General features: G+C 60.7%; 22 protein-coding genes and 1 pseudogene. 7 read left to right on the forward strand and 16 right to left on the reverse strand.

Annotated features, from left to right (window positions below):
- Nucleotides 1-3 precede the first annotated feature (3 nt).
- From argH to BLU28_RS15775, 3 genes are read left to right on the forward strand one after another with little or no spacing between them, the layout of a single operon-like run.
- Complete coding sequence (gene argH / locus BLU28_RS15765) at nucleotides 4-1,518, forward strand: argininosuccinate lyase (RefSeq protein ID WP_077987554.1); 1,515 nt, start codon at nucleotides 4-6, stop codon at nucleotides 1,516-1,518.
- Complete coding sequence (locus BLU28_RS15770) at nucleotides 1,518-2,558, forward strand: ABC transporter ATP-binding protein (RefSeq protein ID WP_077987553.1); 1,041 nt, start codon at nucleotides 1,518-1,520, stop codon at nucleotides 2,556-2,558. Before argH ends, BLU28_RS15770 begins: the two co-directional genes overlap by 1 nt.
- Entirely contained in the window at nucleotides 2,555-3,448 is an 894-nt protein-coding gene (locus BLU28_RS15775; RefSeq protein WP_037092563.1) for a carbohydrate kinase family protein, read from the forward strand. Before BLU28_RS15770 ends, BLU28_RS15775 begins: the two co-directional genes overlap by 4 nt.
- 15 nt (nucleotides 3,449-3,463) lie before the next feature.
- Here BLU28_RS15775 and betC read toward each other — a convergent pair whose 3' ends face one another.
- Together betC and choX are read right to left on the reverse strand one after the other, a co-directional pair.
- On the reverse strand, nucleotides 3,464-4,978 hold the full coding sequence (gene betC / locus BLU28_RS15780; RefSeq protein WP_077987552.1) for a choline-sulfatase: 1,515 nt from the start codon (nucleotides 4,976-4,978) through the stop codon (nucleotides 3,464-3,466).
- A gap of 14 nt (nucleotides 4,979-4,992) precedes the next feature.
- The gene (gene choX / locus BLU28_RS15785; protein WP_077987551.1) at nucleotides 4,993-5,946 is read right to left on the reverse strand and encodes a choline ABC transporter substrate-binding protein; all 954 of its coding nucleotides are present in this window, start codon (nucleotides 5,944-5,946) and stop codon (nucleotides 4,993-4,995) included.
- Between the two features lie 94 nt (nucleotides 5,947-6,040).
- Between choX and BLU28_RS15790 the strand changes: the two genes are divergently transcribed.
- Nucleotides 6,041-6,937: a choline sulfate utilization transcriptional regulator gene (locus tag BLU28_RS15790; protein WP_022563824.1), complete on the forward strand. Its 897-nt coding sequence runs from the start codon at nucleotides 6,041-6,043 to the stop codon at nucleotides 6,935-6,937.
- A 29-nt stretch (nucleotides 6,938-6,966) separates the two neighbouring features.
- On the opposite strand, the gene BLU28_RS15795 is transcribed toward BLU28_RS15790, so the two are convergent.
- From BLU28_RS15795 to BLU28_RS15820, 6 genes are all read right to left on the reverse strand, one after another.
- Nucleotides 6,967-8,418 carry an aldehyde dehydrogenase gene (locus BLU28_RS15795; protein WP_022563823.1) on the reverse strand — a complete coding sequence of 484 codons (1,452 nt, stop codon included), beginning with the start codon at nucleotides 8,416-8,418 and terminating at the stop codon, nucleotides 6,967-6,969.
- Between the two features lie 16 nt (nucleotides 8,419-8,434).
- A complete protein-coding gene (locus BLU28_RS15800; protein ID WP_077987550.1) occupies nucleotides 8,435-9,157 on the reverse strand; it encodes an ABC transporter ATP-binding protein in 723 nt (240 codons plus the stop codon).
- Nucleotides 9,150-9,878 (reverse strand): ABC transporter ATP-binding protein, encoded by a 729-nt coding sequence (locus BLU28_RS15805; RefSeq protein ID WP_077987549.1) that lies wholly within the window; start codon nucleotides 9,876-9,878, stop codon nucleotides 9,150-9,152. Before BLU28_RS15805 ends, BLU28_RS15800 begins: the two co-directional genes overlap by 8 nt.
- Nucleotides 9,875-10,783, reverse strand: a complete 909-nt coding sequence (locus tag BLU28_RS15810; RefSeq protein ID WP_077987548.1) for a branched-chain amino acid ABC transporter permease — start codon at nucleotides 10,781-10,783, stop codon at nucleotides 9,875-9,877. The genes BLU28_RS15805 and BLU28_RS15810 overlap by 4 nt, the downstream gene beginning before the upstream one ends.
- Nucleotides 10,780-11,652, reverse strand: a complete 873-nt coding sequence (locus BLU28_RS15815) for a branched-chain amino acid ABC transporter permease (protein WP_077987595.1) — start codon at nucleotides 11,650-11,652, stop codon at nucleotides 10,780-10,782. Before BLU28_RS15815 ends, BLU28_RS15810 begins: the two co-directional genes overlap by 4 nt.
- Nucleotides 11,653-11,722: 70 nt before the next feature.
- Nucleotides 11,723-12,937: an amino acid ABC transporter substrate-binding protein gene (locus BLU28_RS15820; protein ID WP_077987547.1), complete on the reverse strand. Its 1,215-nt coding sequence runs from the start codon at nucleotides 12,935-12,937 to the stop codon at nucleotides 11,723-11,725.
- Between the two features lie 133 nt (nucleotides 12,938-13,070).
- On the opposite strand from BLU28_RS15820, the gene BLU28_RS15825 reads away from it, so the two are divergent.
- Nucleotides 13,071-13,943, forward strand: a complete 873-nt coding sequence (locus BLU28_RS15825; RefSeq protein WP_022563817.1) for a helix-turn-helix transcriptional regulator — start codon at nucleotides 13,071-13,073, stop codon at nucleotides 13,941-13,943.
- 19 nt (nucleotides 13,944-13,962) lie between these two features.
- On the opposite strand, the gene BLU28_RS15830 is transcribed toward BLU28_RS15825, so the two are convergent.
- From BLU28_RS15830 to BLU28_RS15855, 6 genes and pseudogenes are all read right to left on the reverse strand, one after another.
- Nucleotides 13,963-14,262, reverse strand: a complete 300-nt coding sequence (locus BLU28_RS15830) for a HigA family addiction module antitoxin (protein ID WP_077987546.1) — start codon at nucleotides 14,260-14,262, stop codon at nucleotides 13,963-13,965.
- Between the two features lie 55 nt (nucleotides 14,263-14,317).
- Nucleotides 14,318-14,597, reverse strand: a pseudogene (locus BLU28_RS15835) (type II toxin-antitoxin system RelE/ParE family toxin).
- A gap of 74 nt (nucleotides 14,598-14,671) precedes the next feature.
- The gene (locus BLU28_RS15840) at nucleotides 14,672-15,481 is read right to left on the reverse strand and encodes an ABC transporter ATP-binding protein (protein ID WP_077987545.1); all 810 of its coding nucleotides are present in this window, start codon (nucleotides 15,479-15,481) and stop codon (nucleotides 14,672-14,674) included.
- Nucleotides 15,478-16,512 carry a FecCD family ABC transporter permease gene (locus tag BLU28_RS15845; protein WP_077987544.1) on the reverse strand — a complete coding sequence of 345 codons (1,035 nt, stop codon included), beginning with the start codon at nucleotides 16,510-16,512 and terminating at the stop codon, nucleotides 15,478-15,480. The genes BLU28_RS15840 and BLU28_RS15845 overlap by 4 nt, the downstream gene beginning before the upstream one ends.
- Before the next feature lie 2 nt (nucleotides 16,513-16,514).
- On the reverse strand, nucleotides 16,515-17,552 hold the full coding sequence (locus BLU28_RS15850) for a FecCD family ABC transporter permease (protein ID WP_411462556.1): 1,038 nt from the start codon (nucleotides 17,550-17,552) through the stop codon (nucleotides 16,515-16,517).
- A gap of 2 nt (nucleotides 17,553-17,554) precedes the next feature.
- Complete coding sequence (locus BLU28_RS15855) at nucleotides 17,555-18,562, reverse strand: iron-siderophore ABC transporter substrate-binding protein (RefSeq protein WP_077987594.1); 1,008 nt, start codon at nucleotides 18,560-18,562, stop codon at nucleotides 17,555-17,557.
- Between the two features lie 221 nt (nucleotides 18,563-18,783).
- Here BLU28_RS15855 and BLU28_RS15860 point away from each other — a divergent pair, with 221 nt between their 5' ends.
- Entirely contained in the window at nucleotides 18,784-20,904 is a 2,121-nt protein-coding gene (locus BLU28_RS15860; protein WP_077987542.1) for a TonB-dependent siderophore receptor, read from the forward strand.
- Nucleotides 20,905-21,037: 133 nt separating this feature from the next.
- Here BLU28_RS15860 and BLU28_RS15865 read toward each other — a convergent pair whose 3' ends face one another.
- The gene (locus tag BLU28_RS15865) at nucleotides 21,038-21,931 is read right to left on the reverse strand and encodes a helix-turn-helix domain-containing protein (protein ID WP_022563809.1); all 894 of its coding nucleotides are present in this window, start codon (nucleotides 21,929-21,931) and stop codon (nucleotides 21,038-21,040) included.
- A gap of 222 nt (nucleotides 21,932-22,153) precedes the next feature.
- Here BLU28_RS15865 and BLU28_RS15870 point away from each other — a divergent pair, with 222 nt between their 5' ends.
- Nucleotides 22,154-22,330 carry a hypothetical protein gene (locus BLU28_RS15870; RefSeq protein WP_004444725.1) on the forward strand — a complete coding sequence of 59 codons (177 nt, stop codon included), beginning with the start codon at nucleotides 22,154-22,156 and terminating at the stop codon, nucleotides 22,328-22,330.
- A gap of 126 nt (nucleotides 22,331-22,456) precedes the next feature.
- On the opposite strand, the gene katG is transcribed toward BLU28_RS15870, so the two are convergent.
- Nucleotides 22,457-24,628: a catalase/peroxidase HPI gene (gene katG, locus BLU28_RS15875; protein WP_022563808.1), complete on the reverse strand. Its 2,172-nt coding sequence runs from the start codon at nucleotides 24,626-24,628 to the stop codon at nucleotides 22,457-22,459.
- Nucleotides 24,629-24,783 lie beyond the last annotated feature (155 nt).

Genomic DNA, 24,783 nt, shown 5'->3' on the forward strand with positions numbered 1-24,783 from the left:
ATCATGGCCGATATCAACCCGCGCCAGTCGGATACCAGCAAGTTTCCCGACCCTGTCTACAAGGAAACCGTGCTGCGCCCGCTGTTTGACGGCGCCAAGAACCACCACGTAGAGGCGTTCCGCCGCATAGACCGCGCCCACCTTGTCATGCTGCGCGAAACCGGCATTCTCGATGCCGATACGGCGGCCAAGATCGCCGGCGCACTCGAAGACATCGACAAAACCATCGAACCCGCGGAGCTTGTTTATACCGGCGAGGTCGAGGATTTCTTCTTCCTGATCGAGAAAGAGCTGAAAGCCCGCATCGGCGTCGATGTCGCCGGTCGCCTGCACACGGCCCGTTCGCGCAACGATATCGATCACACGCTGTTCAAGATCGGCCTCAAGGACAAGATCGACACGCTCACCGTCAAGGCGCGTGTCCTCCTGAAAGCGCTGATCGATGGCGCCGAACGCAATCAAGCCACGCTGATCGTGGCTTACACCCATGGGCAGCCGGCCCAGCCCACCACCTTCGGCCACTACCTTTCGGCAGCGATCGAGGTGCTGATCCGGGATATCGAACGTTTTGCGGAGGCGCGCCGCATCGTCGATCTTTCGCCGATGGGCGCTGCCGCCATCACCACCTCGGGCTTTCCCATCGATCGGGCGCGGGTCGCCGAATTGCTGGGCTTTGCTGCGCCCTTACGCAATTCCTATTCCTGCATCGCCGCCGTGGATTACACGACCGCGACCTATGGGGCGATCGAACTGATGTTCCTGCATCTCGGACGGCTCATCCAGGATTTCCAGTTCTGGACAAGTTTCGAGGTTGGGCAGATCTACGTGCCGAACGCGCTGGTGCAGATTTCCTCGATCATGCCGCAGAAGCGAAACCCGGTGCCGATTGAACATCTGCGCCACCTCGCCAGCCAGACATTCGGGCGGGCGCGCACGGTGCTGGATGTGATGCATAATACGCCCTTCACCGACATGAATGACAGTGAGGGCGAAACGCAAGGCATGGGTTATGAGGCCTTCGCCTCTGCCGGCCGGGTTCTCGATCTTCTTGCCAGCCTCGTTGGCCAGATCAGCATCGATCCCGAAAGGGTCGACCAGAACATCCGCCGGTCGTGTATCACCATCACGGAACTGGCGGATTCGCTTGTCCGCATCGAAGACCTGTCTTTCCGCCAGGCCCATGAGATTGCCGCGACTGTTGCCAAGAGCGTCGTCGCGCTGAAAGGCGATCTGCCGAACGACGGTTACCAGCCGTTCCTCAAGGCGTTCCATGAGCTGACAGGGCGGCAAACCGGGATCGATGAGGAAAAATTCAGGCAGATCGTTTCGCCCGAGCACTTCGTTGCCGTACGCAGCCGTTTCGGCGGCCCTGCCCTCGAACCGATGCGGGAGGCGATTGCCACCTATCGCAACAGGCTTGCTGCATTCGAGGCGGAAGCACGGCGATCCGCCGATCACGAAGCGGCAAAGGCCGCGGAACTCACAGAGAAATTCACCGCCCTGACGGGAGCCCGATGATGGCGACAATCGAACTCAATAAACTGGTGAAGCGCTATGGCAAGGTCGAGGCGGTCAAGGGCATCAATCTTGCCATTGAAGACGGCGAGTTCGTCGTTTTTGTCGGCCCGTCCGGCTGCGGCAAATCAACTACCCTCAGAATGATCGCCGGGCTGGAAGAAATCTCCGACGGAGCGCTGAAGATCGGCGGCGACATCGTCAATGAGAAGGAACCGAAACAGCGCAACATCGCGATGGTCTTCCAGAACTATGCGATCTATCCGCACATGACGGTTCGCCAGAACATCGGCTTTGGCCTCTACACCTCGAAGCTTGACCGCGAGGAAAAGAACCGCCGCATCGAGGAGGCCGGCCGGGTGCTCGGTCTGGAGGCCCTGCTCGACCGGCGGCCGGCGGCCCTGTCAGGCGGCCAGCGGCAGCGTGTCGCCATCGGCCGCGCCATGGTGCGCGATCCCGCCGCCTTCCTGTTCGATGAGCCACTGTCTAACCTAGACGCCCAGCTGCGCGCACAGATGCGTATTGAAATCAAGCGCTTGCATCAGCGTCTTAAGACGACAACCGTTTATGTCACCCACGATCAGGTGGAAGCCATGACCATGGCCGACAGGATCGTCGTCATGAAGGACGGCCACATCCTGCAGGTCGGCACGCCAACGGAACTTTATGAAACACCCGTCGACATCTTTACCGCACGCTTCATCGGCAGCCCCTCGATGAACCTGCTGCGCGGAACCAGAGCCGGCGACAGCGTCGCGCCGTCCGCCACGGGTGAGCTTCTGATCGGCGTCCGGCCGCATGATCTGCTTGTTGGCGAGTCTGGGTCCGCTCAGGGGACGTTTACCCTGGAAGGAACGGTAACGGCAGTCGAGCCGCTCGGGCCGGAGACGCTTGTTCATCTGGACACCGACACCAGTTCGGTAATCGCCACGGCGAGAAGCAAAACCATTCCGGCCGTCGGCGGCAGGCTGCAATGCCAGGCGGCGCGAGGTTCGCTTTATCTTTTCGACGCCAAGACGGAAAAGCTTCTGGGCCGCGCATGATGACAACGGAAAAAACTGCCGTCATCAGCATCGGCCGGATCTATTGTGACCTCATTTTCACCGGTCTTAATGAACTGCCAGTGCTCGGCCGGGAACTGTTTGCCCGAGACATGGAAATCGCCCCCGGCGGCGGAGCCTTCATTGCCGCCGCCCATTTTGCCCACGTCGGACGCCCGGTTGCTCTGCTCGCAAGGCTTGGTACCGATACGTTTTCGCGCGACATCGGTGAGAAAATGGCGCAAAGCGGCGTCGACCTGCGGTTTCTGGAACATGCAGCAGATGCCGGACCGCAGGTGACGGTGGCGACGGTGGTTGGCCAGGACCGGGCATTTTTGACGCGCCGCGCCGGTGCCGCCCGTCCCTCGACGCTCGATGCCGCCTTCGCGTGGGATAACGCCCGGCATCTGCACATCGCCGAATTCGCCACGCTGCATGAGATGCCCGATCTGGTTTCACGCGCCAAGGCAAGCGGATTGTCAGTATCGCTCGATCCAAGCTGGGATGCTTCGCTGATCTACGATAAGGGGCTGCTCAAGGCCTGTGCCGGTGTCGACGTGTTTTTGCCCAATCTCGAAGAGGCGGAAGCAATCACGGGGCATTCTGACCCGGAAAGAGCCATCCACGCCCTGTCAGAGGCCTTTCCCGTCGTGGCGCTGAAAGGCGGTGCGCAGGGCGCGTGGATATCTTGTCGAAGGGGCTTGCAGCATCTGGCAGCCCAGGAAGTACCCGTCGTCGATACGACCGGCGCCGGCGACGCCTTTAATGCCGGTTTTCTTGATGCCTGGCTTCAAGGCAGGGACGAACAGCAATGCCTCACAGCCGGGGTTGCCGCGGGCAGTCTTGCCGTGCAGGCGGCGGGCGGCGCACCGAGGGTGTCGACCACCGCTTGAGGCACCTTGCCCACCTCACTCGCCGCGCGGAAAACGCTGGTTTTCTTCCAGAACGTTGAGGTCCATGTGGTTACGCATGTAGCGTTCCGAAGCCTTCTGCAAGGGTTGGTAGTCCCACGGGTAATAGGCGCCGTTGCGCAGCGCCTTGTAGACCACCCAGCGCCGCGCCTGACTTTCGCGAACGGCGGCGTCGAACACCGGCAACTGCCACCGCCGGCCAATTTCGGCGGAAAGCGACGAGAGCACGTCGCTGAAAGCGGGATCGCCGGCGAGATTGGTGCGCTCTTCGGGATCGGCGTCCAGATCGTAAAGCAGCGGCGGATCGGCCTCACAGACGGACAATTTGTATCGACCGTCCCTGATGGCGACGAGCGGCGAGATTGAGCCTTCGGCCGCATATTCCATCGGCACCGGGCCGCGCCCGCCGGTGCCAGCAGCCAACGGCGCCAGATCCTCGCCATCCGTCCAGCATTTAAGCGAGGTGATATCAAGCCCTGCCAGACCGCACAGCGTCGGCGTCACATCCAGTGTCGAGGCCGGCGTATCGATCAATGCCGGCTGCCATCCTGGCGCGGCGATCATCAGCGGTACGCGGGCCGAGCCCTCGAAGAAGCACATCTTGAACCACAGGCCGCGCTCACCCAACATATCGCCATGGTCTGAAAGGAAGAGGACGATGGTGTCCTCCTCCATCCGCGTCGCCTTCAGGACGCCAAGGATTTCGCCGACCTTCTCGTCGATATAGGAGACGTTGGCGAAGTAACCGCGGCGTGCCCGGCGTATCTGCTCCGGCGAAATATCGAAGGCATTGTGGTCACAGGCTTCCAGCAACCGTTTCGAATGCGGGTCCTGCTGATCGAAAGCAATGGCCTCCGACTGCGGATCGAGTGCCGGGCAATCCTCATAGAGATCCCAGAATTTCCGCCGCGCCACATAGGGATCGTGCGGATGGGTGAAGCTGACGGTCAGACACCACGGCCGGTCATCGAGCCGACGAGACAGGTCATAGAGTTTGCGAGTGGCGTGGTAGGCTACCTCGTCGTCATACTCCATCTGGTTGGTGATTTCGGCAACCCCTGCACCCGTCACCGAACCCAGATTGTGATACCACCAGTCGATCCGCTCGCCCGGCTTGGTATAATCGGGCGTCCAGCCAAAATCCGCGGGATAGATGTCGGTCGTCAGACGCTCTTCGAAGCCGTGCAGCTGGTCAGGCCCGACGAAATGCATCTTGCCTGAGAGACCGGTGTAATAACCGGCTGCCCGCAGATGGTGCGCATAGGTCGGAATGTCGGAGGCGAACTCGGCGGCATTGTCGTAAACCCGTGTCCGGCTTGGCAATTGCCCGGACATCAGGGAAGCACGGGCCGGCGCACACAGCGGGCTGGCCGTATAGGTATTGGCGAAGCGTACAGACCGCTCCGCCAAGGCTTTCAGATGCGGCGCATGGAGAAAATCGGCCGGTCCATCGGGAAACAACGTCCCGTTGAACTGGTCGACCATCAGAATGAGGATATTGGGACGCGGCATTTCCACTTTCCGGCTCAGAGACCAAGCTTGCCCTTAACGGCATCCGCACCCGGTTTTCCATCCAGCGTGGTAACGCCCTGCAGCCAGCCATCCAGCGCTTTGGGGTTGGCCTTCACCCAGGCCGCTGCCGCGGCTTTGGAATCCTCTCCGCCGAGAATCGAACCCATGAGGGTATTTTCCATGCCGATATCGAACTTCAGGTTTTTGAAGAGCGCCGCCGCGTTGGGGCATTTTTCCGGCCAGCCGGTGCGGGCAAGCGTATAAACCTCTGCGCCGCCGAAATTCGGGCCGAAATAGGCGTCACCGCCGGAGAGATAGGTGATATCGATCTTCTCGTTCATCGGATGCGGCGCCCAGGCAAGGAAGACCACGGCCTTCTTATCCCGGCCCGCCCGTTCCACCTGCGCCAGCATGGCCTGCTCACCGGATTCGACGAGCTGCCAGCCTTTAAGGCCGAAATCATTGGCGTCTATGATCTTCTGGATATTCTGGTTGGCGGGTGCGCCGGGCTCGATGCCGTAAATCTTGCTCTCGAATTCATCGGCATGTTTGGCGAGATCGGCGAAATCCTTCACGCCCTTCTCCGCCATATAGGACGGCACCGCCAGCGTGAACTTGGCGCTCTCGAGATTCTTCGTCAAGACCTCGGCAGCTTTCGCCGAATTGAGGTCATCTACGAAGGATTTCTGCGCCGGCATCCAGTTCCCGAGGAAAACGTCAATTTCGCCGTTCTTCATCGCCTGATAGCCGATGGGCACGGAAAGCGTCTTGACGTCGGCTTCATAACCCAATGCATCGAGCAGTACCGAGGCGACGCCATTGGTTGCGGTAATATCCGTCCAGCCGGGATCGCTTAGACGTACCAGCTTGCAGGACGCGTCATCGGCCGCCTGAAGCGGGGTGGAGAAGGCCGCCACGGACAGGAACAGGCCGGTCGCGATGCGGTGCAGATGAGAAACGGTTTTCATTGCGGCTCCCCTTGTATTAGTCCAGTTTATTGAACACCACATTGTTTTTGCCTGTGAAGCAGGTATTTTTCGATAAGTGATATAAGGAAATTTAATGTCAGACCGGCAGCTCGATCTCGGATGGATGCGCATCTTTACCGAGGTTGCCCGCCAGGGCAGCCTGACCGCCGCGGCGGGCTCCCTGCGGCTCACCCAGCCTGCCGTCAGCTATCAGATGCGCAGGCTCGAAGAGGAGCTTGGGGTGGCGCTCATCCGCCGCAAACATCGCGGCATCGATCTGACGGCAGAAGGACAAAGGCTGTTCGAAATCGTCTCCCGCAATGTCGATGCCATTGATCTGCTCGCGCAGCAGCTTCGGCGGACGGAGGAACGCCAGACCATCCGCCTGCATACGGACTATGCCTTTTCGTCATTATGGCTCATCCCGCGGATGCACGGATTTCGAGCGCTCAACCCTGACATCAACATCCAGATCGTTGCCACGCAGGACCCGTTGGGTCAGGGCAAGCATGACAGCGACGTGATGATCATTTTCGGCACCCGGCAGGAGGCGGGTGACGGGGCCTTACTGCTGCTTTCGGAAAAAGTCACGCCGGTCTGTTCACCTGCGTTTCTGGCAGCAACGCCGGCGCCCGCAGGCGTTGCTGATTTTTCGCGGCGGAAACTCATCCACCTCGAAAATACATCATCAGCGCACTGGTTCGACTGGCCTTCCTATTTCAAGCATTTCGGCGTTCAGAGAGGCCCCGAAAACGACGGCGGCGACATCAGCTTCAACAATTACACCATGGTGGTTCAGGCGACCATCGGAGAACAGGGCTTTGCGCTCGGCTGGGCCGGGCTCGTCGATCCACTGCTCGAGGCTGGCGTACTGGTCACGGCAGGCCCTAGCCTCGATGCACCTGGGCGCGGCTACTGGTTGATGCGGCCGAAAAGCAGCGACAGCGCGGTGAGAAAACTCACCGGCTGGCTGATTGACGAGCGGCGGTGAGGCCGCCGCAGCCACCCCCGGCGTCCGGTTCAGATCGGATAATGCAGCGGCCCGTCCTGGAGCGTGACCCAGCGTAATTCGGTGAATTCCGCAATGCCCGCCGTGCCGCCGAAGCGGCCGTAACCGGAGGCCTTGACCCCGCCGAAGGGCATCTGCGCCTCATCGTGAACAGTCGGCCCGTTGATGTGGCATATGCCGCTTTCGATCCGCGCGGCAATGGCAAGCGCCCGCGCCTGGTCCCTGCCGAAAATCGCGGCGGAAAGACCAAACTCTGTTTCATTGGCGATGCTTACCGCCTCATCGACGCTGCCGGCCCTGATGATGGAAACAACCGGACCGAAACTTTCCTCGGAATAAAGCCGCATGGCGGGAGTGACGCCATCAATGGCGATCGCATCAAGCATGGTGCCGGTGCCGCCACCGCCCGCGACCAGCTTTGCGCCTTTGGACACGGCGTCGTCCACCAGCGCCCTTATGCGTGACGTCGCTTCGGCGCTGACCAGCGAGCCAAGCGGTGTTTTGCCCTCGCGTGGGTCTCCGGCCGTGAGGCTGGACGCTTTTTTGGCGAAGGCCTGAACGAATGTATCGGCAACGCTGTCAAGCACGATGATGCGCTCTGTCGACATGCAGATCTGGCCCTGGTTCATGTAGGCGCCGAAAGCGGCAGCCGCGACCGCCGCATCGATATCGGCATCGTCAAGCACGATGAACGGCGCCTTGCCGCCCAGCTCCAGCAGAGCGGGCTTCAGGTAACGGCCGGCCGTTTCGGCAATCACACGGCCAACGCGGGTCGAGCCGGTGAAATTCACCCGTCTGACGGCGGGGTGCGCGATCAGCGTATCGACGATCTTTGCCGCATCTTCCGGCGCATTGGAGACGGCGTTGAGCACGCCCTTCGGCAGACCTGCCGATGCCACCGCCTCGATGATCAGCGCATGGGTGCGCGGGCAAAGTTCCGAGGTTTTCATCACCACCGTATTGCCGCAGGCGAGCGGCGTGGCGATGGAACGTACGCCGAGAATGACGGGAGCATTCCACGGCGCGATGGACAGCACAACGCCCGCCGGCTGGCGCAGCGCCATCGCCATGGTGCCGGGACGGTTGGAGGGAATGATCTCGCCCTTGATCTGGGTGGTCAGGCTTGCGGCCTCCACCAGCATATCGCTTGCGAGCTTTACATTGAAACCAGCCCAGGCATCGGTCGCGCCGATTTCTTCCTTCATCGCCTGGGTAATGTCAGGCCCGGCGGCGAGCAGCGCCTGAGCCGCCGCCAGCAGCAGGCGGCGGCGCTCGCCGGGCGATGTGGCCGACCAGACGGGAAAGGCGGCAGCGGCAGCATCGGCCGCACGGGTAGCGTCCTCCACCGTTGCCGCCGCCGCGCTGGTGGCGACGTCGCCGGTGATCGGATTGTGACGCTCGAAGCGCTTTCCGCTCGCGGCCGGGCAATGGTCGCCACCGATGAAAAGATTGACAGTCTGCATGGTCTTCCTCCTGAATTCAGACAATGGCGGCGGTGGTGCCGCCGAGAAACGCCCGTTGCACGGCGGTATCGGCAGAGAGGGCTTCAGCTGTGCCTGCCCCGACGATACGCCCCGCTTCCAGCAAATAACCCCGGTCGGCCAGCGCCAGGCTTTCGCGCACATTCTGCTCCACGAGCAGAATGGAAAGGCCGCTTTTCTTGATCTCGGCCAGGGCGGCAAAAAGTTCCTGCGTGACGATGGGCGCAAGACCCAGACTCGGCTCGTCCAGCAAGAGATAATCCGGTGCCGACATCAGCGCCCGCCCGATGGCGACCATCTGCTGTTCGCCGCCGGACATGGTGCCAGCAAGCTGCTGCCGGCGTTCGGCGAGACGCGGAAACAGCGAGAAAATATGCTCCCGTGTCACTTTCTCTGCTGAACGGGCATGGCGGGGATTAGCGCCGAGGCGAAGATTATCCTCCACCGTCAGCGCCGGGAAAATTCCGCGTCCTTCTGGCACCAGCGCCACGCCGCGGTCCACGATCCCATGAGGAGGGACAGCGGCAAGCGACGCACCGTCGACGCGCACTTCGCCGGACGCCGGCACAACCATGCCGCCGACCGCTTTCAGCAGTGACGACTTGCCCGCACCATTGGCGCCGAGCAGCACCACGGTTTCGCCCTTGGCAACATTGAGCGATATGCCGTCAACCGCGAGATGTTTGCCATAGCGGATTGTCAGTGCATCTATTTCAAGCATGTGCCGCTCCCAGATAGGCGGAAATGACCTGCGGATCGTCAAGCACCGCTGCCGTCGGCCCGTCGGCGATCTTGCAGCCGGCGGCCATGACCACGGAGCGCGGGCAAAGCGCGCGCACGGCGGCCATGATATGTTCCACCAGCAGGATCGTCGTTCCCTGCGATGCCAGCCGCCGGATCAGCGCTATTCCTTCCTGAAGTTCGGTGGGGTTGAGGCCGGCGAGCCATTCATCCAACAACAGAAGCTTCGGCTCGCCAGCCAGCGCACGCGCCAGTTCAAGGCGTTTCTGATCGATGTAGGTGAGGTCGCCGGCCGGCATGGTTTGCCGCCCGGCAAGGCCTATTCTTTCGAGGCAGGCGCGCGCGACCTTCTCCGCCGCTGGGCGGGACAACCGCTGCGGCCCGAACATGGCCGAAACCGCGACATTGTCCAGCAGGGAGAGCGAAGGCAAAAGCCGCACGAGCTGGAAGGTGCGCGCCACGCCGGCGCGCGCAATCGCATCCGGCCGCCGGCCGGCAATCTCCTGCCCTTTCAGCCGGATCGACCCTTCGGTCGGCTTCAGCGCTCCGGAGATCAGATTCATTAGCGTCGTCTTGCCGGAGCCGTTCGGCCCGAGCAGCCCGACGACCTCGCCGGCCTCGATGGTGAGACCAAGGCCATCCACCGCCTTCAGCCCGCCGAAGGTCTTGCGGATATTGGTGATTTCGAGAACGGCGCTCATGCCGTCTTCTCCTTTTTGCGCAACTTCTCCAGCGCCGCCAGCACGCCATCCGGCAACACGAAGACGATGAGGATGAAGAGAGCGCCGAGAATGATGGAAAAATGGTTGGGGAAATTGGCGCCCAGCCATTCGAACAGCAGGAACAGCGGCACAGCACCGAGGATGGGTCCCCAGCGGCGCGTGGCTCCGCCAAGCAGGGCCATGATCACGGTGAGGAAGGAAACCTGAGGATTGAAGACGATGGCCGGCTCGATATAGACCCAGCGCGGGGCCTGGATGGCGCCAACAAGCGTGATGATGGTGGCGGACAGCACGAAGAGCGCCAGCTTGGTACGGGCAAGATTAATTCCTGCGTGGGCGGCCACCACCTCATCATCGCCGATTGCCTTCAGCGCCAGGCCGAGCTTGCTGCGGTCGATGAGCGTCGACAGGACAAGAGTAACGGCGGCCAGCGCCAGCAATTGCCAGAGGACATGCTGCGGCTCCACCGGCAGGAAGATATAGCGCCCGAGCGTTCCGGTCACATTCACTTCATACCAGGTGATGAGCTGTCGGATGAGTTCGGCAAGGCCGAAAGAAAAGATCACGAAATAAATGCCGGCAACGCGCAGCGTGGAAAGCCCGACGACGAAGGCAAGCGCCGCGCCGACAAGGGCGGAGCACAGGAGGACGAGCGGCCAGGGCAAGACCTCGCTCAGCACCGCGACCGCATAGGCCCCGACACCGAAAAAGGCGACGGTGGCGAGCGATATATAGCGGGTCGGACCGGAGAACATGGCCCAGGCGGAAGCAAGCGTGGCATAACCGAGAAGGCCGATGATGACGCCGACACCATAGGCATCGAAGAAGAAGGGGGAAAGCGCCAGCAGCGCGGCTGCGGCGAGGCCGATCAGAAGCGGAATCATTTGCCCCTCCTTGCGAAGATGCCTTCCGGACGCCAAAGCAGGACCACGAGAAAGAGCAGGTAGGTGGCGGCAAGTGTGAGGCCGGGATCGACATAAACCAGCACAAAGGTTTCCACGAGACCGAGCAGCAGCCCGGCGACCAGCGCGCCGAGCAGATTGCCGACACCGCCCATGATGACGACGACAAGCGCCTTCATGGTGAAGACCACGCCATAGGAAGCGGAGAAGGTCTGGTACATCGAGATCATCACCCCGCCCGCCACGGCGAGTGCGCCACCGAGAGCAAAGCCGAGGGAAGCCACACGGTTCACATCGATGCCGACCAGCGGCGCGGAACTGGGCGACAGCGCCACTGCCCGCAGGTTAAGACCCCAGCGGCTGTGGGTGAGCGCCAGATAAAGCCCACCGCCAATCAGGACGGACAAGCCGAAAGACAGAAGCCGGTTCATTGCCACCGTCGTGCCGAAGATATCGACTCCATCGGCGAGATAGGAATAAGAATGGTAGTTGCCGCCGAACGCCACGAGCATGATGCCCTGGATAACGAAGAGCAGTCCGAAGGTTGCCAGAATGGAATCGACTTCCAGACGGCCAGAGCCGCCCGAACGGCGCACCAGCGGCCGCATCATGACGCGGTAGATCGCGAAAGAAAGGCCGTAACCGAGCGGTACGATGATGAAAAGCGACCCGAGCGGCGAAAGCCCGTAACCGGAAAACAGAACGAAGGTGATGAAGGCCGCCGCGATCAGCACTTCGCCATAAGCGAGGTTCATGATGCGGGCGATGCCATATTGCAGCGAAAGTCCAAGCGCGATCAGCGCATAGGTCCCTCCCAGCATCAAGCCGAAGATGAGGGTGGATAAGAACAAGGAAATGTCTCCAGTCTGGAACATGGCCGAAGCCTTCCGGCCGGGTTCACAGGTCCCGGCCGGAAAGGGCTTACCATTGCGGCTTCGGGACAAGGGGCTTGGCCGCACCTGGACGTTCCGCAGGCGCAATCGCGACGAAACGCTCGCCCTGCCATTGCCCCGCCCACCACAGCTGACGAAGCTGGTTGTCTTCAAGTTTGACCGGCCCGATAACGGTGTCGAAGCTTCCCGTCGAAAGCTCGCCCGCCACCGCCGCCTTGTCGAGCCCGACGCGCTGGATTGACTGGGCCAGCATTTCGAGGCTCGCATAGGTGATGGCGCTTGCCCAGCTGTCCGGCTTGGTGCCGATGAAGGCTTCGTGACGCTTGAAATAATCCTCGATCCTGTCGCTGCTGCCATCGACGCCGCCGATGCTGATGACACCTTCCTGCTTGCCATCGGAAACCTTCGGGAAAATCGGGAAAGCACCGCCGACACCGACGTAGAACACCTTCGGATTATATCGTGCAGTCTGCGCCTGCTTCGTTACCGCGAAACTGTCCGGCGGGTAGGAGAAGGCGATGAAACTGTCCGCACCGCTTGCCGCGGCCTCGTTCACAAGCGCGGCAAAATCCGAGGTGCCGACCGGATAGGTCTTGTCATAAGCAAGCGTAAAACCTGCTTCCTTCAGCGCGGGTCGCGCGGCCTTGATGAGATCGATGCCGAAACCGTCCGCGACAGATATCACTGCCACCTTGTCATTGATCTGGCCTGCTTCGCGGGCGGCTTTCAAAACATCGGCCAGTGCATTGGCATAGTCGTGCCCCCCGCCCAGCATCCAGAAGCTCTTCTTCCAGCGCGCGGCGAAATCGGGCGCCTTATCGGTGACGCCGGTGACCGCGAGCTGCGGATAACCGAAACGGTCATAGAGCGGCGCAACCGCCAGATTAAATCCCGTGCCCCAGGGCGGCAGGATAAAATCCACCTTGTCCTGGCTGGCCAGCCGCTCGGTGAACCGCACCGCGTCCTCGGCCGAGGAACGGTCGTCATATTCGACCACGTCAACTGGCAAGCGCTTGCCATCGGGCAAAGTGAGGCCGCCGGCATCGTTGACCTCCTTCACCCATAATTTGTAGTTCGGAATGGTCGTGATACCCGCGCCGGTGGCATTGGCGCCGCTTTTTGACACGGCATAGCCAATCTTTACGGAAGTGCGGTCCTGCGCAGTGGCATGACTGAAAGACACTGCAGACAGGGCAGCACCGGAGAGCAGGCAGAACAGTGTTCTGCGCTTCAAATTGTTCATGATGTTCCTCCCAAAGCGCTCGATCGGGCAGCCCTTCTCCTCAAGACTCCCCCGCGCGCTGATCGAAGTTTAGCAATGACAGTCGCATATAAAATGCACTAGTGTAGTGCATTATTGCACTTTTGGAGGTTGAATGCCGCTGCACAGCCAGTTTGCCGCCAATCGCGTGGAGATCACGGCACGTACCTTCGCCTCCTCGCTGCGCGTATCGGAATTCCGGCTGGAAGCAGACAGCGCCCACCTGCTTTTGCTTTCTGTCGGGGAAGCGGAGATCACGCAGGGCGATAAGAGACTGGATGTCCCTTCGCCGGGACTCATCTGGCTGCCCATAGGCCCGGCCGGCCGCGTGAGACTGAGCGCTGGAAGCCGCGGATCGCTGTTGACGACCACCGAAATCGGGCTGGCTCACGCGATGCCGACGGGCACGAGCGCAAACGCCGTACGCGCGATACTGCAGCGTATTCTGGTACAGACACCCGAAGAACAGGGCCAAAAGGAACTGGAGGCTTATCTCCAGACAATCGCGAGCGAAAATGTCCGCGCAGCGACCGGTTCCGACACGATCATCGCCAGCCTGCTCTGCGTCACCCTTGTCCGGGTCTGTCAGCACGCCATCGCCGATGTTGCTGCCGCCGTCTCCACCCCGGGCGGCCTCACCGAACGTTTCGTCCTTCTGGTGAGCCAGCACAAGCACGATCAATGGGCCGTGGAAGATTATGCACACCATCTCGGCGTTACCCGCGAGCGACTGGGATTTGCGGTCCGCAAGGCCACGGGGCTTTCGCCACAGGCCTATATCCACCGGGAACTCATGTCAGATGCGCGCGACCTTCTTCTGAACTCTTCGCTGCAAGTTGCTGAAATCGCGTTTCGACTGGGGTTTCAGGACCCCGGTTATTTCAATCGCTTCTTCACCCGCAACGAGGGCACGTCTCCCGGCCGTTTCAGGAGAACGGCTACGCGCATGCAGAACGTGCCGCCGCCGTCTTATGCGGCCTGGCCTTGACCTGACGGGCGGCTGAGAATTAGGCCGCTTCCAGTTCCTTGATATTGGCAAGGTCCGCTTCCAGCCTCACAGCCGCCGCCTTAATGTCAAAAGCGTTCTGCAAGTTCAGCCAATATTCCGGGGTGGTCTTGAAAAACTTTGCCAAACGCAAGGCGGTGTCCGCGGTGATACCAAGTTTCTCTCCTGCAATCCGTTCTATGCGGGTGCGCGGAACATTGAGGTGCCTTGCGAGCGCGTATGCCGACATCCCCAGTGGCTCAAGATAGAGTTCCCGCAGGATTTCGCCCGGATGGATCGGAGGCGATTTACTGATTGTCATATTAGCCGGCCCTCCTTGGCCGATTTGTCATGAAGGTCTCCACAAGAATGACAGGCTAGTGATAGTCGGTTATTTCCACGCTCCGGCCCTGCTTGCGTCCAGACGAAGCAGATGCGCCACTGCTTGTTGATCCGGATCGAATATTGGCCCTCACGATCGCCGGACAGCTTTTCCAAACGATTGCCGGGCGGTGAGCGAGGGTCTTCTACCGTAGTCGCCGCATCCAGGACCGTGAGCAGTTGCTGGGCGCGGCGTAGCATATCGGAGGGAAATCCCTTCTTCACAGATCCGTCGTCAATCGAAGCAGCCAGCTTGTTTTTGAAAGAACGGATCATTGCCTGCCTCTTGATGTTCGTATCATAAATAGATACGTGCAGAAGCCAACAAAACCGTATCTCAAAGAGATACGTTATTGCGTGCTCTGCACGGTCCGATGCCGCCCGATCGGCAGCATCATCGGTTTGCCCGATGTCGGATCCGTGATGACACGGCTTTCAATACCAAAAACGTGGCGGACATTTTCTTCCGTCAACACCTCTTCCGGGGTGCCGAAGCCATGCAGCTTTCCGTCCCTCATGGCGACGAGATGATCGGCATAACGGGCTGCGAGATTAAGATCGTGCAAGACCATGACGATGGTGGTCTCACGCGACTGGTTGAGGTCTGTGAGAAGGTCCAGCACCTCGACCTGATGGCTGATATCGAGGAAGGTGGTCGGCTCATCCAAGAGCAATATGTCGGTCTGCTGGGCAAGCGCCATGGCGATCCACACGCGTTGCCGCTGGCCGCCAGATAATTCATCCACCGGCCGTTCGGCAAGCTCGACCGTGTCGGTGGCGACGAGTGCTGCGGCAACCGCTTCGTCATCCTCACGTGTCCAGCGTGCGAACAGGCCGTGATGCGGGTGCCGGCCACGGCTGACGAGATCGGCAACCACGATACCTTCAGGCGCTATCGGCGATTGCGGCAGGAGACCCATCCGCTGAGCCAGTTCCCGGGAAGGCAGACGATGGATCGACTTGCCGTCAAGCAGGACCTGACCGGCGCGCGGTGTGATGAGCCGCGACATGCTGCGTAGCAGAGTGGACTTGCCGCAGGCATTGGCGCCGACGATGACGGTGATCTTCCCGCGCGGGACGGTGAGGTCCAGCTCTTCTATGATGAGGCTGTCGCCATAGCCGGCCGAGAGGCCGCTTAGGGAAAGAGAGTGGCCGGTCATAACGAGCCTCCGCTGCGGTTGACCCGCACGATCAGATAAATCAGATAGGGCGCACCGAGCGCACCGGTGACGACGCCGACGGGGTAACGGCCGGGCAGCAGGAACTGGCCGCAATAGTCACCCGCCAGCACCAGCACCGCCCCGACCAGTGCGGCGGGAAGGAGCAGCGATCCATTGCTGCCAACGATACGCGCTGCAATTGGTCCGGACAGGAACGCAACGAAGGCGATCGGCCCCGAGACGGCCGTAGCAAAGGCGATCATGCCAACGGCTGCGACGATGACGATAATGCGTGTTGCCCCGACCCGAACGCCGAGTGCCGCGGCGGCATCATCACCGAGCCTGAGCGTCTCGAGATCCCGTGCACGGCTGAGAAGCAGGCCGCCGAAGAAAACCAGCGCGATGGCAAGCGGCAGTGTCTGGGCAAGTTTGGCGCCATTGACACTGCCGGTCAGCCAGCGCATCGCCTCCTGCAATGTCCAGGCTGGCGCGACGGAGAGAATATAGGCGATGATGCTTTCCAGCATGGCGGAAACACCGATGCCGACAAGGATCAGACGCGTTCCGGCCACGCCGTTGCGGAAGGAGAGGAGATAGACCAGCAGGGCGATGCCAAGGCCGGCGACGACGGCGACAACCGAAACCAGCGGTCCGTTCATCTGCAATACGACGATGGCAAAGACGGCGGCGGCGCTGGCGCCGGAGCTGATGCCGATAATGTCGGGGCTGGCAAGCGGGTTGCGTAACATGATCTGAAAGGCGACGCCGCCAAGGCCGAAGCTCAGCCCCGCCAGCACCGACAGCAGCGCGCGTGGCAGGCGCAATTGTCCGACGGTAAAGCTGACGCCGGCGATGTCCTCGCCAAGGAGCACGCGGATCACCTGACCGGGCGGGGTGAATGATTGGCCGAGCGTCAGCGTGAGCGCAAAAGCCGCGACGAGAAGCGTCAGCAGGCAAAAGATGACGAGACGGCGCCGGCCCTGCCGACGATGGCGGTTGAAACCCAGCGTTTCGACGACTGACGGAAACATGCTCACAGCTCACGCACTCTCTGCCGTCTGACGATCCAGATGAAAAAGGGTGCGCCGACCAGCGCCGTGACGATACCGACATCGAGTTCGGAGGGCCGCGCGACGATGCGGCCGACAATATCGGCGGCCAGCAGCAGGCAGGCGCCTCCAAGTGCAGAAAACGGGAGGAGCCAGCGATTGTCCACCCCGACCAGCGAGCGGCAGAGGTGAGGCACCACCAGACCGACAAAACCGATCGGGCCGCAAATGGCGGTGGCAGCGCCGCACAGAAGAATGGCACCGAAGGATGCCATGGCTCTGGCGACGGCAACGTTTTCTCCAAGGCCGGCGGCCAGCTCGTCGCCAAGCGCCAGTGAATTCAACTTCCGCGCCGAAAGCAGGCTTACGACGAAACCGGCAGCCAAGAAGGGCAATACGGTCTCGATACGTTCGAAGGTCGCCCCGCCGACACCACCGATCTGCCAGGAGCGGATGCCGCCGGCGATATCGCTGCGCGGCAACACCACGGCGATGACGAGCGACGAGAAGGCCACGGAGGTGGCGGCACCCGCAAGTGCGAGTTTCAGCGGCGTGGCCCCGCCTCGCCCGAGCGAACCGACAACATAAACGAAGATCGCGGATACCCCCGCCCCGGCAATTGCCGTGACGATGAAGGCCTGAGCCGAAGCGATGCCGAACCAGACGATACCGATGACAACGGCAAGCGACGCCCCCATGTTCACGCCGAGAATACCGGGATCAGCAAGCGGATTGCGTGTGACCCCCTGCATGATCGCGCCGGCCAGCCCCAGCGCGGCACCGGCTATAAGCGCAAGCACGGTGCGCGGCAGGCGCACAGCAACCGCCGCTTCTGCAACCGTTTCGACACGGCCACTCACCCCACCAAGAATATCCGCAAATGAGACCTCACGCGTGCCGATGGCAACCGACAACGCACATAGCAGCCCGAGAAGCGCCAGCACCGCGCCAAGCCACGCCATCCGCACGCGGTTCGAGCGCCCGGCCAAAAGCACGGCAGCCGCTTTGCCGGATCCGGACATTGTCACTGTGATTTCCCGGACTTACCGGCGGCCCTTGCCAGAAGATCGGCATAGTCCTTCAACACCCATGAAATCGACAGAGGCGTGGGATTAGAAGCCGTGCCGAGCGGATCGTGCCCCAGCATAACGACAGCATCGTTTGAGACGGCGGGCATCCGGGCGAGAAGCGGATCGGCGCGCATGGCATTCAGCAGCGGCTCGCTACCATAGGTCACTATGATATCGACATCGTCGAAGGCATCGACGCGCTCGGCGCTGATACCGGCAGCGAATTGCCCAGGCCTCGTTGCCTCCGCGACGCTTTTGGGGGACGCAAGGCCAAGATCTTTGAAGAACTTAACTCTGGTATCATTGGCCGTATAGAAATTGACAACGCTGAGATTTGTGGCGTCGAGATGGGTGACAAACATGGCCGACTTGCCCTTCAGTTGCGGGTGTCCGGCAACGACCTCGGCTATTTCGCCCTCGATGCGCTTGATGAGCGCCTCCCCTTCTGCGGCCATTCCAAGACCGGCGCTATTCAGCCGGATCATGTCGCGCCAGTCCGTCGCCCATGGCGAGACAGGATAAGCGACCACCGGCGCGATCTGGCTGAGCGTGTCGTAGTCGGACTGGCTGAGGCCGGAATAGGCCGCGAGGATGACATCCGGCTGCGTTGCCGCCACAGCCTCGAAATCGATGCCGTCACCCTCATCGAACAGCACAGGCTTTGGCGCGTCTAGCTCGGATAGCCGCTTCGCCACCCAGGGCAGCAGCCCGTCACCGTCATCATCGCCGAAGTTGGCGGCGGCAAAACCGACGGGCACGATGCCGAGCGCCAGCGGCACCTCATGGTTGGCCCAGGCAACGGTGGCGACCCGCTCGGGCTTCTTCGCAATCGTCGTCGTGCCGAACGCGTGTTTGATGATGACGGGATAGGGTGCCGTCTCCTCCGCCACAGCGATATTCTGTGCGATTACGGACAGAAGAAACACGAAGACCGGTACAAGACCACAAAACAGGCGGGGCATCAGCGAGGCTTTCAAAATTCAAAAGTAGACTTGAATTCTCAGCTTCAATTGCCCCCGTCAAGTCCGGTGAGGAAATGCTGCCGCAACAGCGGTGAAATTTCCGGGGTTTTGTACAAAACCGCAAAAATCTACAATACCGGACAAACTTTCTCAAGTTATTGGGCGCATCGAGAGTGGTCCGTGAAAACGGCGATCGGGGCATTAATTTCTGGAACCTACCAATGAATATCGAAATCCAAGGCAGAAACCGCAAAACCGCGCGACGTCTCCACGGGAAAGCGGCCCTGCTGACCTGCACGGCGCTTGCCGCATCCATGCCCGGCCTTCTCGTGGCGCAGGAGGCTGCCAACACGGGCGGCAGCACGGTTCTGGAGACCATCACCATCGACAGCGGTGACAATGATCAGAAATCGATCGTCGCCACCCGCACGACGAGCGGCAGCAAGATGGCGACCGATATTCTCGACACACCTGCCTCTGTATCTGTCATCACCGCCAAGGAAATGCAGCAGCGCGGCGTGCAGACGGTAGAAGAAGCACTGCAATACACCGCCGGCGTCACCACGGATTTTTACGGCTCCGACGACCGTTTCGACTATTTCAAGATTCGCGGTTTCGACGCTTACATGTACCGCGACGGCTTGACGCTCGGCCGCCCCTTCGGCGCGCTGCGCGAAGAAACCTATGCCTATGAGCGCGTCGAAGTGATAAAGGGCGGCAATTCTACCACCTTCGGCGTTTCGGACCCCGGCGGTTCGGTAAATTACTCCACAAAAGTGCCGAAACATGCGCGCTTCGGCGAAGCCTATGTGACCGGCGGTTCTTATGGCCGCGCCGAGACCGGCTTCGATTTCGGCGACAACATCACCGGGGACGACACTCTGTCCTATCGTCTGACCGGCAAGCTTCGCAACGCCGATGCGGAATATGACTATTCCCGCGACGACGAGAAATTCTTCATGGGCGGTCTTACCTGGCGTCCGACCGACGCCACCAGCCTCACTGTCGTTTACGACCACCTTAACAAGGATGGCGTTCCCGGTGGCGGCGGCCATCCCGTCGGCTCGCATTTCGACCGGAGCCGCTTCTTCGGAGAACCCGACTACAACTATCGCGGCACGAACCGCAACTCGCTGAGCGTGATGTTCGATCACGATTTCGGATCCGGTCTGACGCTGAGTTCCAACGCCCGCTACAGCAAGGCGAATACGGACTTCGGTTATGCCTATATCTCATCGACGCCGACCAACGGTTCGACCGTCGCCAATCGTTCTTACTTCGGCAACGATACCGAGACCGAAAACTTCCTGATCGACACGCGCCTGCAATATGACACTCGGTTCGACAACGTCGAAAGCCGCAGCCTGGTCGGTGTTTTCTATAATGACTACACCTCCGGCAGCAAAAGCTACTTTGGCGCTGCACCGAGCATCAACTGGATGAACCCGATCTATACCGGCGCGCCCTCTTCCGTGCCGCTCTATGCGGACTCCCTGACGGACCAGAAGACAAGAGCGCTCTATCTGCAGCAGGACCTGACCTTCTTCGACAGGCTCACCATCAGCGCCGGCCTTAGAAACGACTGGATCGACACCGACCAGACAAACCGGCTGAACCGCACGACGGCGAGCGGCGACATCAGTGAACTCACGAAGCGCATTGGCGTGTCCTACAAGATAACCAACGAGATCGCGCCCTATATCAGCTATGCTGAATCGGTAGTGCCCGCGTCCGGTCTCACCGTCGAGCCGGAGCGCGGCGAACAGATCGAACTCGGCGTGAAGTACCGGCCGGACGCTTTCCCGGCTCTCTTCACCGCCTCGATCTACGATCTGAAAAAGAACAACATCACCGTCACAAGCCCGATCACCAGCCTGCCCACAACGATCGGCGAGGTGCGTGTGCGTGGTCTTGACCTCGAGGCCAAGGCTGAGGTCACAGACAGTCTCAGCCTGACGGCAGCCTATTCCTATCTCGATGCGGAAATCACCGAAAACGGCACTGGCGGCAATGTCGGCAACAGGCCGCAGTTTGTGCCCGAACATCAGGCCTCGCTATGGGTCAACTATACGCTTGCGGGCAACGACCATTTCGGTGACATGACGTTCGGTCTCGGCGGCCGCTATACCGGCGCCTATTATTTCGACAACGCCAACAAGGTCGAAACCGGAAGCAGTGTGACCGTGGATGCGGCATTCAGCTACAAGATCCAGGAAACCGCCTCGCTGGATGTCAATGTCTCCAACCTTTTCAACGAAAAACACGTTTCTTATGGCGGGTTCGGAGCAGACTTCTACAATCCGGGCAGGGCGTTTTCGGTTACCCTGCGCAAGTCATGGTGATGGAAGATATCCACAATATTTCAATATATTGTGGATATTTCCTGATGGACGATGTCATGCTCTGACTTGCCCCGAGATTCAAACCGGCGGTCGCCCGCCACCGCCTACGCATCAAGACGCAAATCCCGTCTTTTCAAAGCAGCCTGTGCAGACGTCGCCAGGCAGCAGGTGTGTTACCCACGGACTGACGGAAAGCCTTGGTGAGATGAGCCTGATCGGAAAAACCGAGCTGGGCAGCAATATCGGCCACCGTCAGATCGCCTTCCAGCAGAAGTTTTTGTGCGGCATCGATACGCCGCTCAAGTTGCCATTGCAGAGGTGTTTTGCCGGTTGTCTGGCGAAACACCGTGGCGAACCAGCTTTCCGACAGCCCGACAATATCGGCCATCTCGGCGACCGTCATGCGGTCATCACCGCGCTTTTCCACGCGGGCGAGTAACCGGTTCATTTGCGCCTGCGTCAGCCTGCCATTGGCCTGCTCGGGCGTTGGTTCGGGAATATCCAGCAAGCCGGCAACAATACTGCCGACGAGGCTTTCGGCATAAAGCGGATGTTTCTGCGGCTCGGCCAGTTCATCCACCATCAGGCGCGCCAAGGTTTCCACTCCGCCGATATCCTGTATCTCGACCGGACGGCGTAACGCGGTCATGGCCGCCGAACCGCCGACCGCCGGGGACAGGAAGCGCAGGAGCCGGTCCTTGTGAATATGCAGGTTGAGATGGGAAAAACGATGCGTGGCGTTGCTGCCCGTCCACATGGGCACGCCTGCCGGCACGTAAACCGCCCGCGTCATCGGCCGCGAATGCTGCGAAAGCTCGCCGTCGCGATTTGATATGCGGATCCGTGACGAGACGTCGTTGAAGAAAATCATGATGCGCGGATCGGCGGCGAGATAATACCCTTTCGCCCCCACTTGGCTCTCCGCCTCCCAGAAAGCGCTGACCAGCCCGTCGAACTGGCGCCACTTGACCGGCGCGGTGACGCTGATCCCTTCCGTGTACCAGGTCATGGAATGCCAGAAACCCAATGCAATTACCGTCCGGTTGTCGAGCCGAGGCCGAGGCGTGGAAACAAACGTGGCACAGGGCAGTCGTGGCGATCACCCTGCACGCCGCCATAACATGACTTATCTATTCATGTTAATAGCAAAGATCATTATGAATAGAAACATTCTCCCCCCAAATGGCTGGAACCTCTGCCCGGGACGACCGTTGAATTCCTGACAGGAACCAAAAGAGGGAGATTATTCATGGACCGCAACAAGGAACCCGGCGACTTCGCAGAGAAGAAGCGCGAGGAACAGGGCCGCGGCGTCATCGTCGCCGGACCGGATGCCCACGAGAATGAAAAGAGCGGCAGAACCCCGTCGCAGGGGGCGGAGAAATCATCCCCGGAGCGTCCGGTGCCGTCTTCCGACCGTCGGTGAGCCGCCGCCGCGTCCAGCACATTTGCGCAACGCGTGTGAGGGCGCCAAGCCGACCTACGAGAAGTCGAAAACAAAAGCGCCTCCCCGATCACTCAGGGAGGCGCTTCTTAGTGGCAAACAGGCTCGTTACAGAAGATCGAAACGGTCCGCGTTCATCACCTTCGTCCAGGCGGCGATGAAGTCGCGGACGAATTTTTCCCTGTTGTCGTCCTGTGCGTAGACTTCCGCATAGGCACGCAGGATCGAGTTCGAGCCGATCACGAGATCGACACGAGTGGCGGAGTATCGTGCCACGCCAGTCCTGCGGTCACGAATCTCATAGAGATTGTTGCCGGTCGGGACCCAGGAATAGGCCATATCCGTCAGCGTCGTGAAGAAGTCGGTCGTCAGGGCGCCGGGCTTGTCAGTGAACACGCCATGTGCCGCACCGCCATAATTGGCGCCGATGACGCGCAGGCCGCCGATCAGCACTGTCAGTTCCGGCGCAGTCAGGCCGAGAAGCTGGGCGCGGTCCAGCAGCAGTTCTTCGGGGCTGACAACATAGTCCTTCTTGATCCAGTTGCGGAAACCATCCGCCAGCGGCTCTAGCGGAGCGAAGCTGTCAGCATCCGTCTGCTCGGCGGAAGCGTCGCCGCGGCCCGGTGCAAACGGCACGGCGATATCGAAGCCGGCCGCTTTCGCGGCCTGTTCCACGCCGTAATTGCCGGCCAGAACGATGACATCCGCGATGCTCGCACCGGTTTCACGGGCAATCGGCTCGAGAACCGAAAGCACATGGGAAAGACGGGCGGGCTCGTTGCCTTCCCAATCCTTCTGCGGGGCAAGACGGATACGTGCACCATTGGCGCCGCCGCGCTTGTCCGAACCGCGGAAGGTGCGAGCACTGTCCCAGGCGGTGGCAACCAGATCTGCGACCGGAAGACCCGAAGCGGCGATCTTGGCCTGTACGGCAGCCACATTGTAGCTCGTGGAGCCTTCAGGCACCGGGTCCTGCCAGATCAGGTCTTCTGCGGGAACGTCCGGTCCGAAATACCGGGATTTCGGCCCCATGTCACGGTGCGTCAGCTTGAACCAGGCGCGGGCGAAGACTTCTGAGAAATGATCCTGATCATCCTTGAACTTCAACGAAATCTCACGGTAGATCGGATCGACCTTCAGTGCCATGTCGGCATCGGTCATCATCGGGATGGTGCGGATCGAGGCATCCTCGACGTCAACAGGCTTGTCTTCTTCGGCAATGGTGATCGGCGCCCATTGCGATGCACCGGCGGGGCTGTGCGTCAACGTCCACTCATGCTTGAACAGCATGTCGAAGAAGCCATTGTCCCACTTGGTCGGATGGCTCGTCCACGCGCCTTCAATACCCGAGACGACCGTATCACGACCGATGCCGCGGCCCTTGGTGTTGATCCAGCCGAGGCCCTGATATTCCGGGCCTGCGGCTTCGGGATCAGGGCTGAGATTGGCCGCGCTGCCATTGCCGTGCGACTTGCCGATCGTGTGGCCGCCGGCGGTGAGCGCCACGGTTTCCTCGTCGTTCATGCCCATGCGCGCGAAGGTCTCGCGCATCTGCGCGGCCGTCGCCAGCGGATCGGACTTGCCGTTCACGCCTTCGGGATTGACGTATATGAGACCCATCTGCACGGCGGCAAGCGGGTTTTCCAGCGTTTCCGGCTTTGTCACGTCGCCGTAACGACCGTCGCTCGGCGCCAGCCATTCCTTTTCATCACCCCAATAGGTGTCCTTTTCCGGAGCCCATATGTCTTCACGGCCGAAGGCGAAGCCGAAGGTCTTTAGGCCTGCAACGTCGTAGGCAATGGTGCCGGCGAGCGCGATCAGGTCTGCCCAGGAAATCTTGTTGCCGTACTTCTTCTTGATTGGCCACAGCAGGCGGCGGCCCTTGTCGGTGTTGACGTTATCAGGCCAGGAATTCAGCGGCGCAAAACGCTGGTTGCCGGTGTTGGCGCCGCCGCGGCCGTCCGTTACGCGATAAGAGCCGGCGGCATGCCAGGTGACACGGGCCATCATACCCACATAGCTGCCCCAGTCAGCCGGCCACCAGTCCTGGCTGTCGGTCATCAGGGCCCGAAGATCGGCCTTGAGGGCCTCGACATCAAGCGTCTTCAGCGCTTCGCGATAGTTGAAGGAGGTGCCAAGCGGATTGGTCTTGGTGTCGTGCTGGTGAAGAATATCGAGGTTCAGCGCGTTCGGCCACCAGTCGGTCACCGATTTGCCGGAAGCCGTATTGCCTCCGTGCATGACGGGACATTTGCCAGCCGGTTTTGAAGTTGCGTCCATTTCGCCCTCCGATGGGTTTAGCAATTAAACAAAATAAGTTCGACACGGGCAGCGGTATGAATCAGCGTTCGCAACGGGTTACTGCCAACCGCAGCGACACCGACGGCCTTTCACAGCTACAGCCTCTTTCTGTCATGATGATGACTAGCAGGCGG

The sequence above is a fragment of the Agrobacterium pusense genome (genome assembly GCF_900102105.1).
In the GTDB taxonomy this organism is placed as follows: Bacteria; Pseudomonadota; Alphaproteobacteria; order Rhizobiales; family Rhizobiaceae; genus Agrobacterium; species Agrobacterium pusense.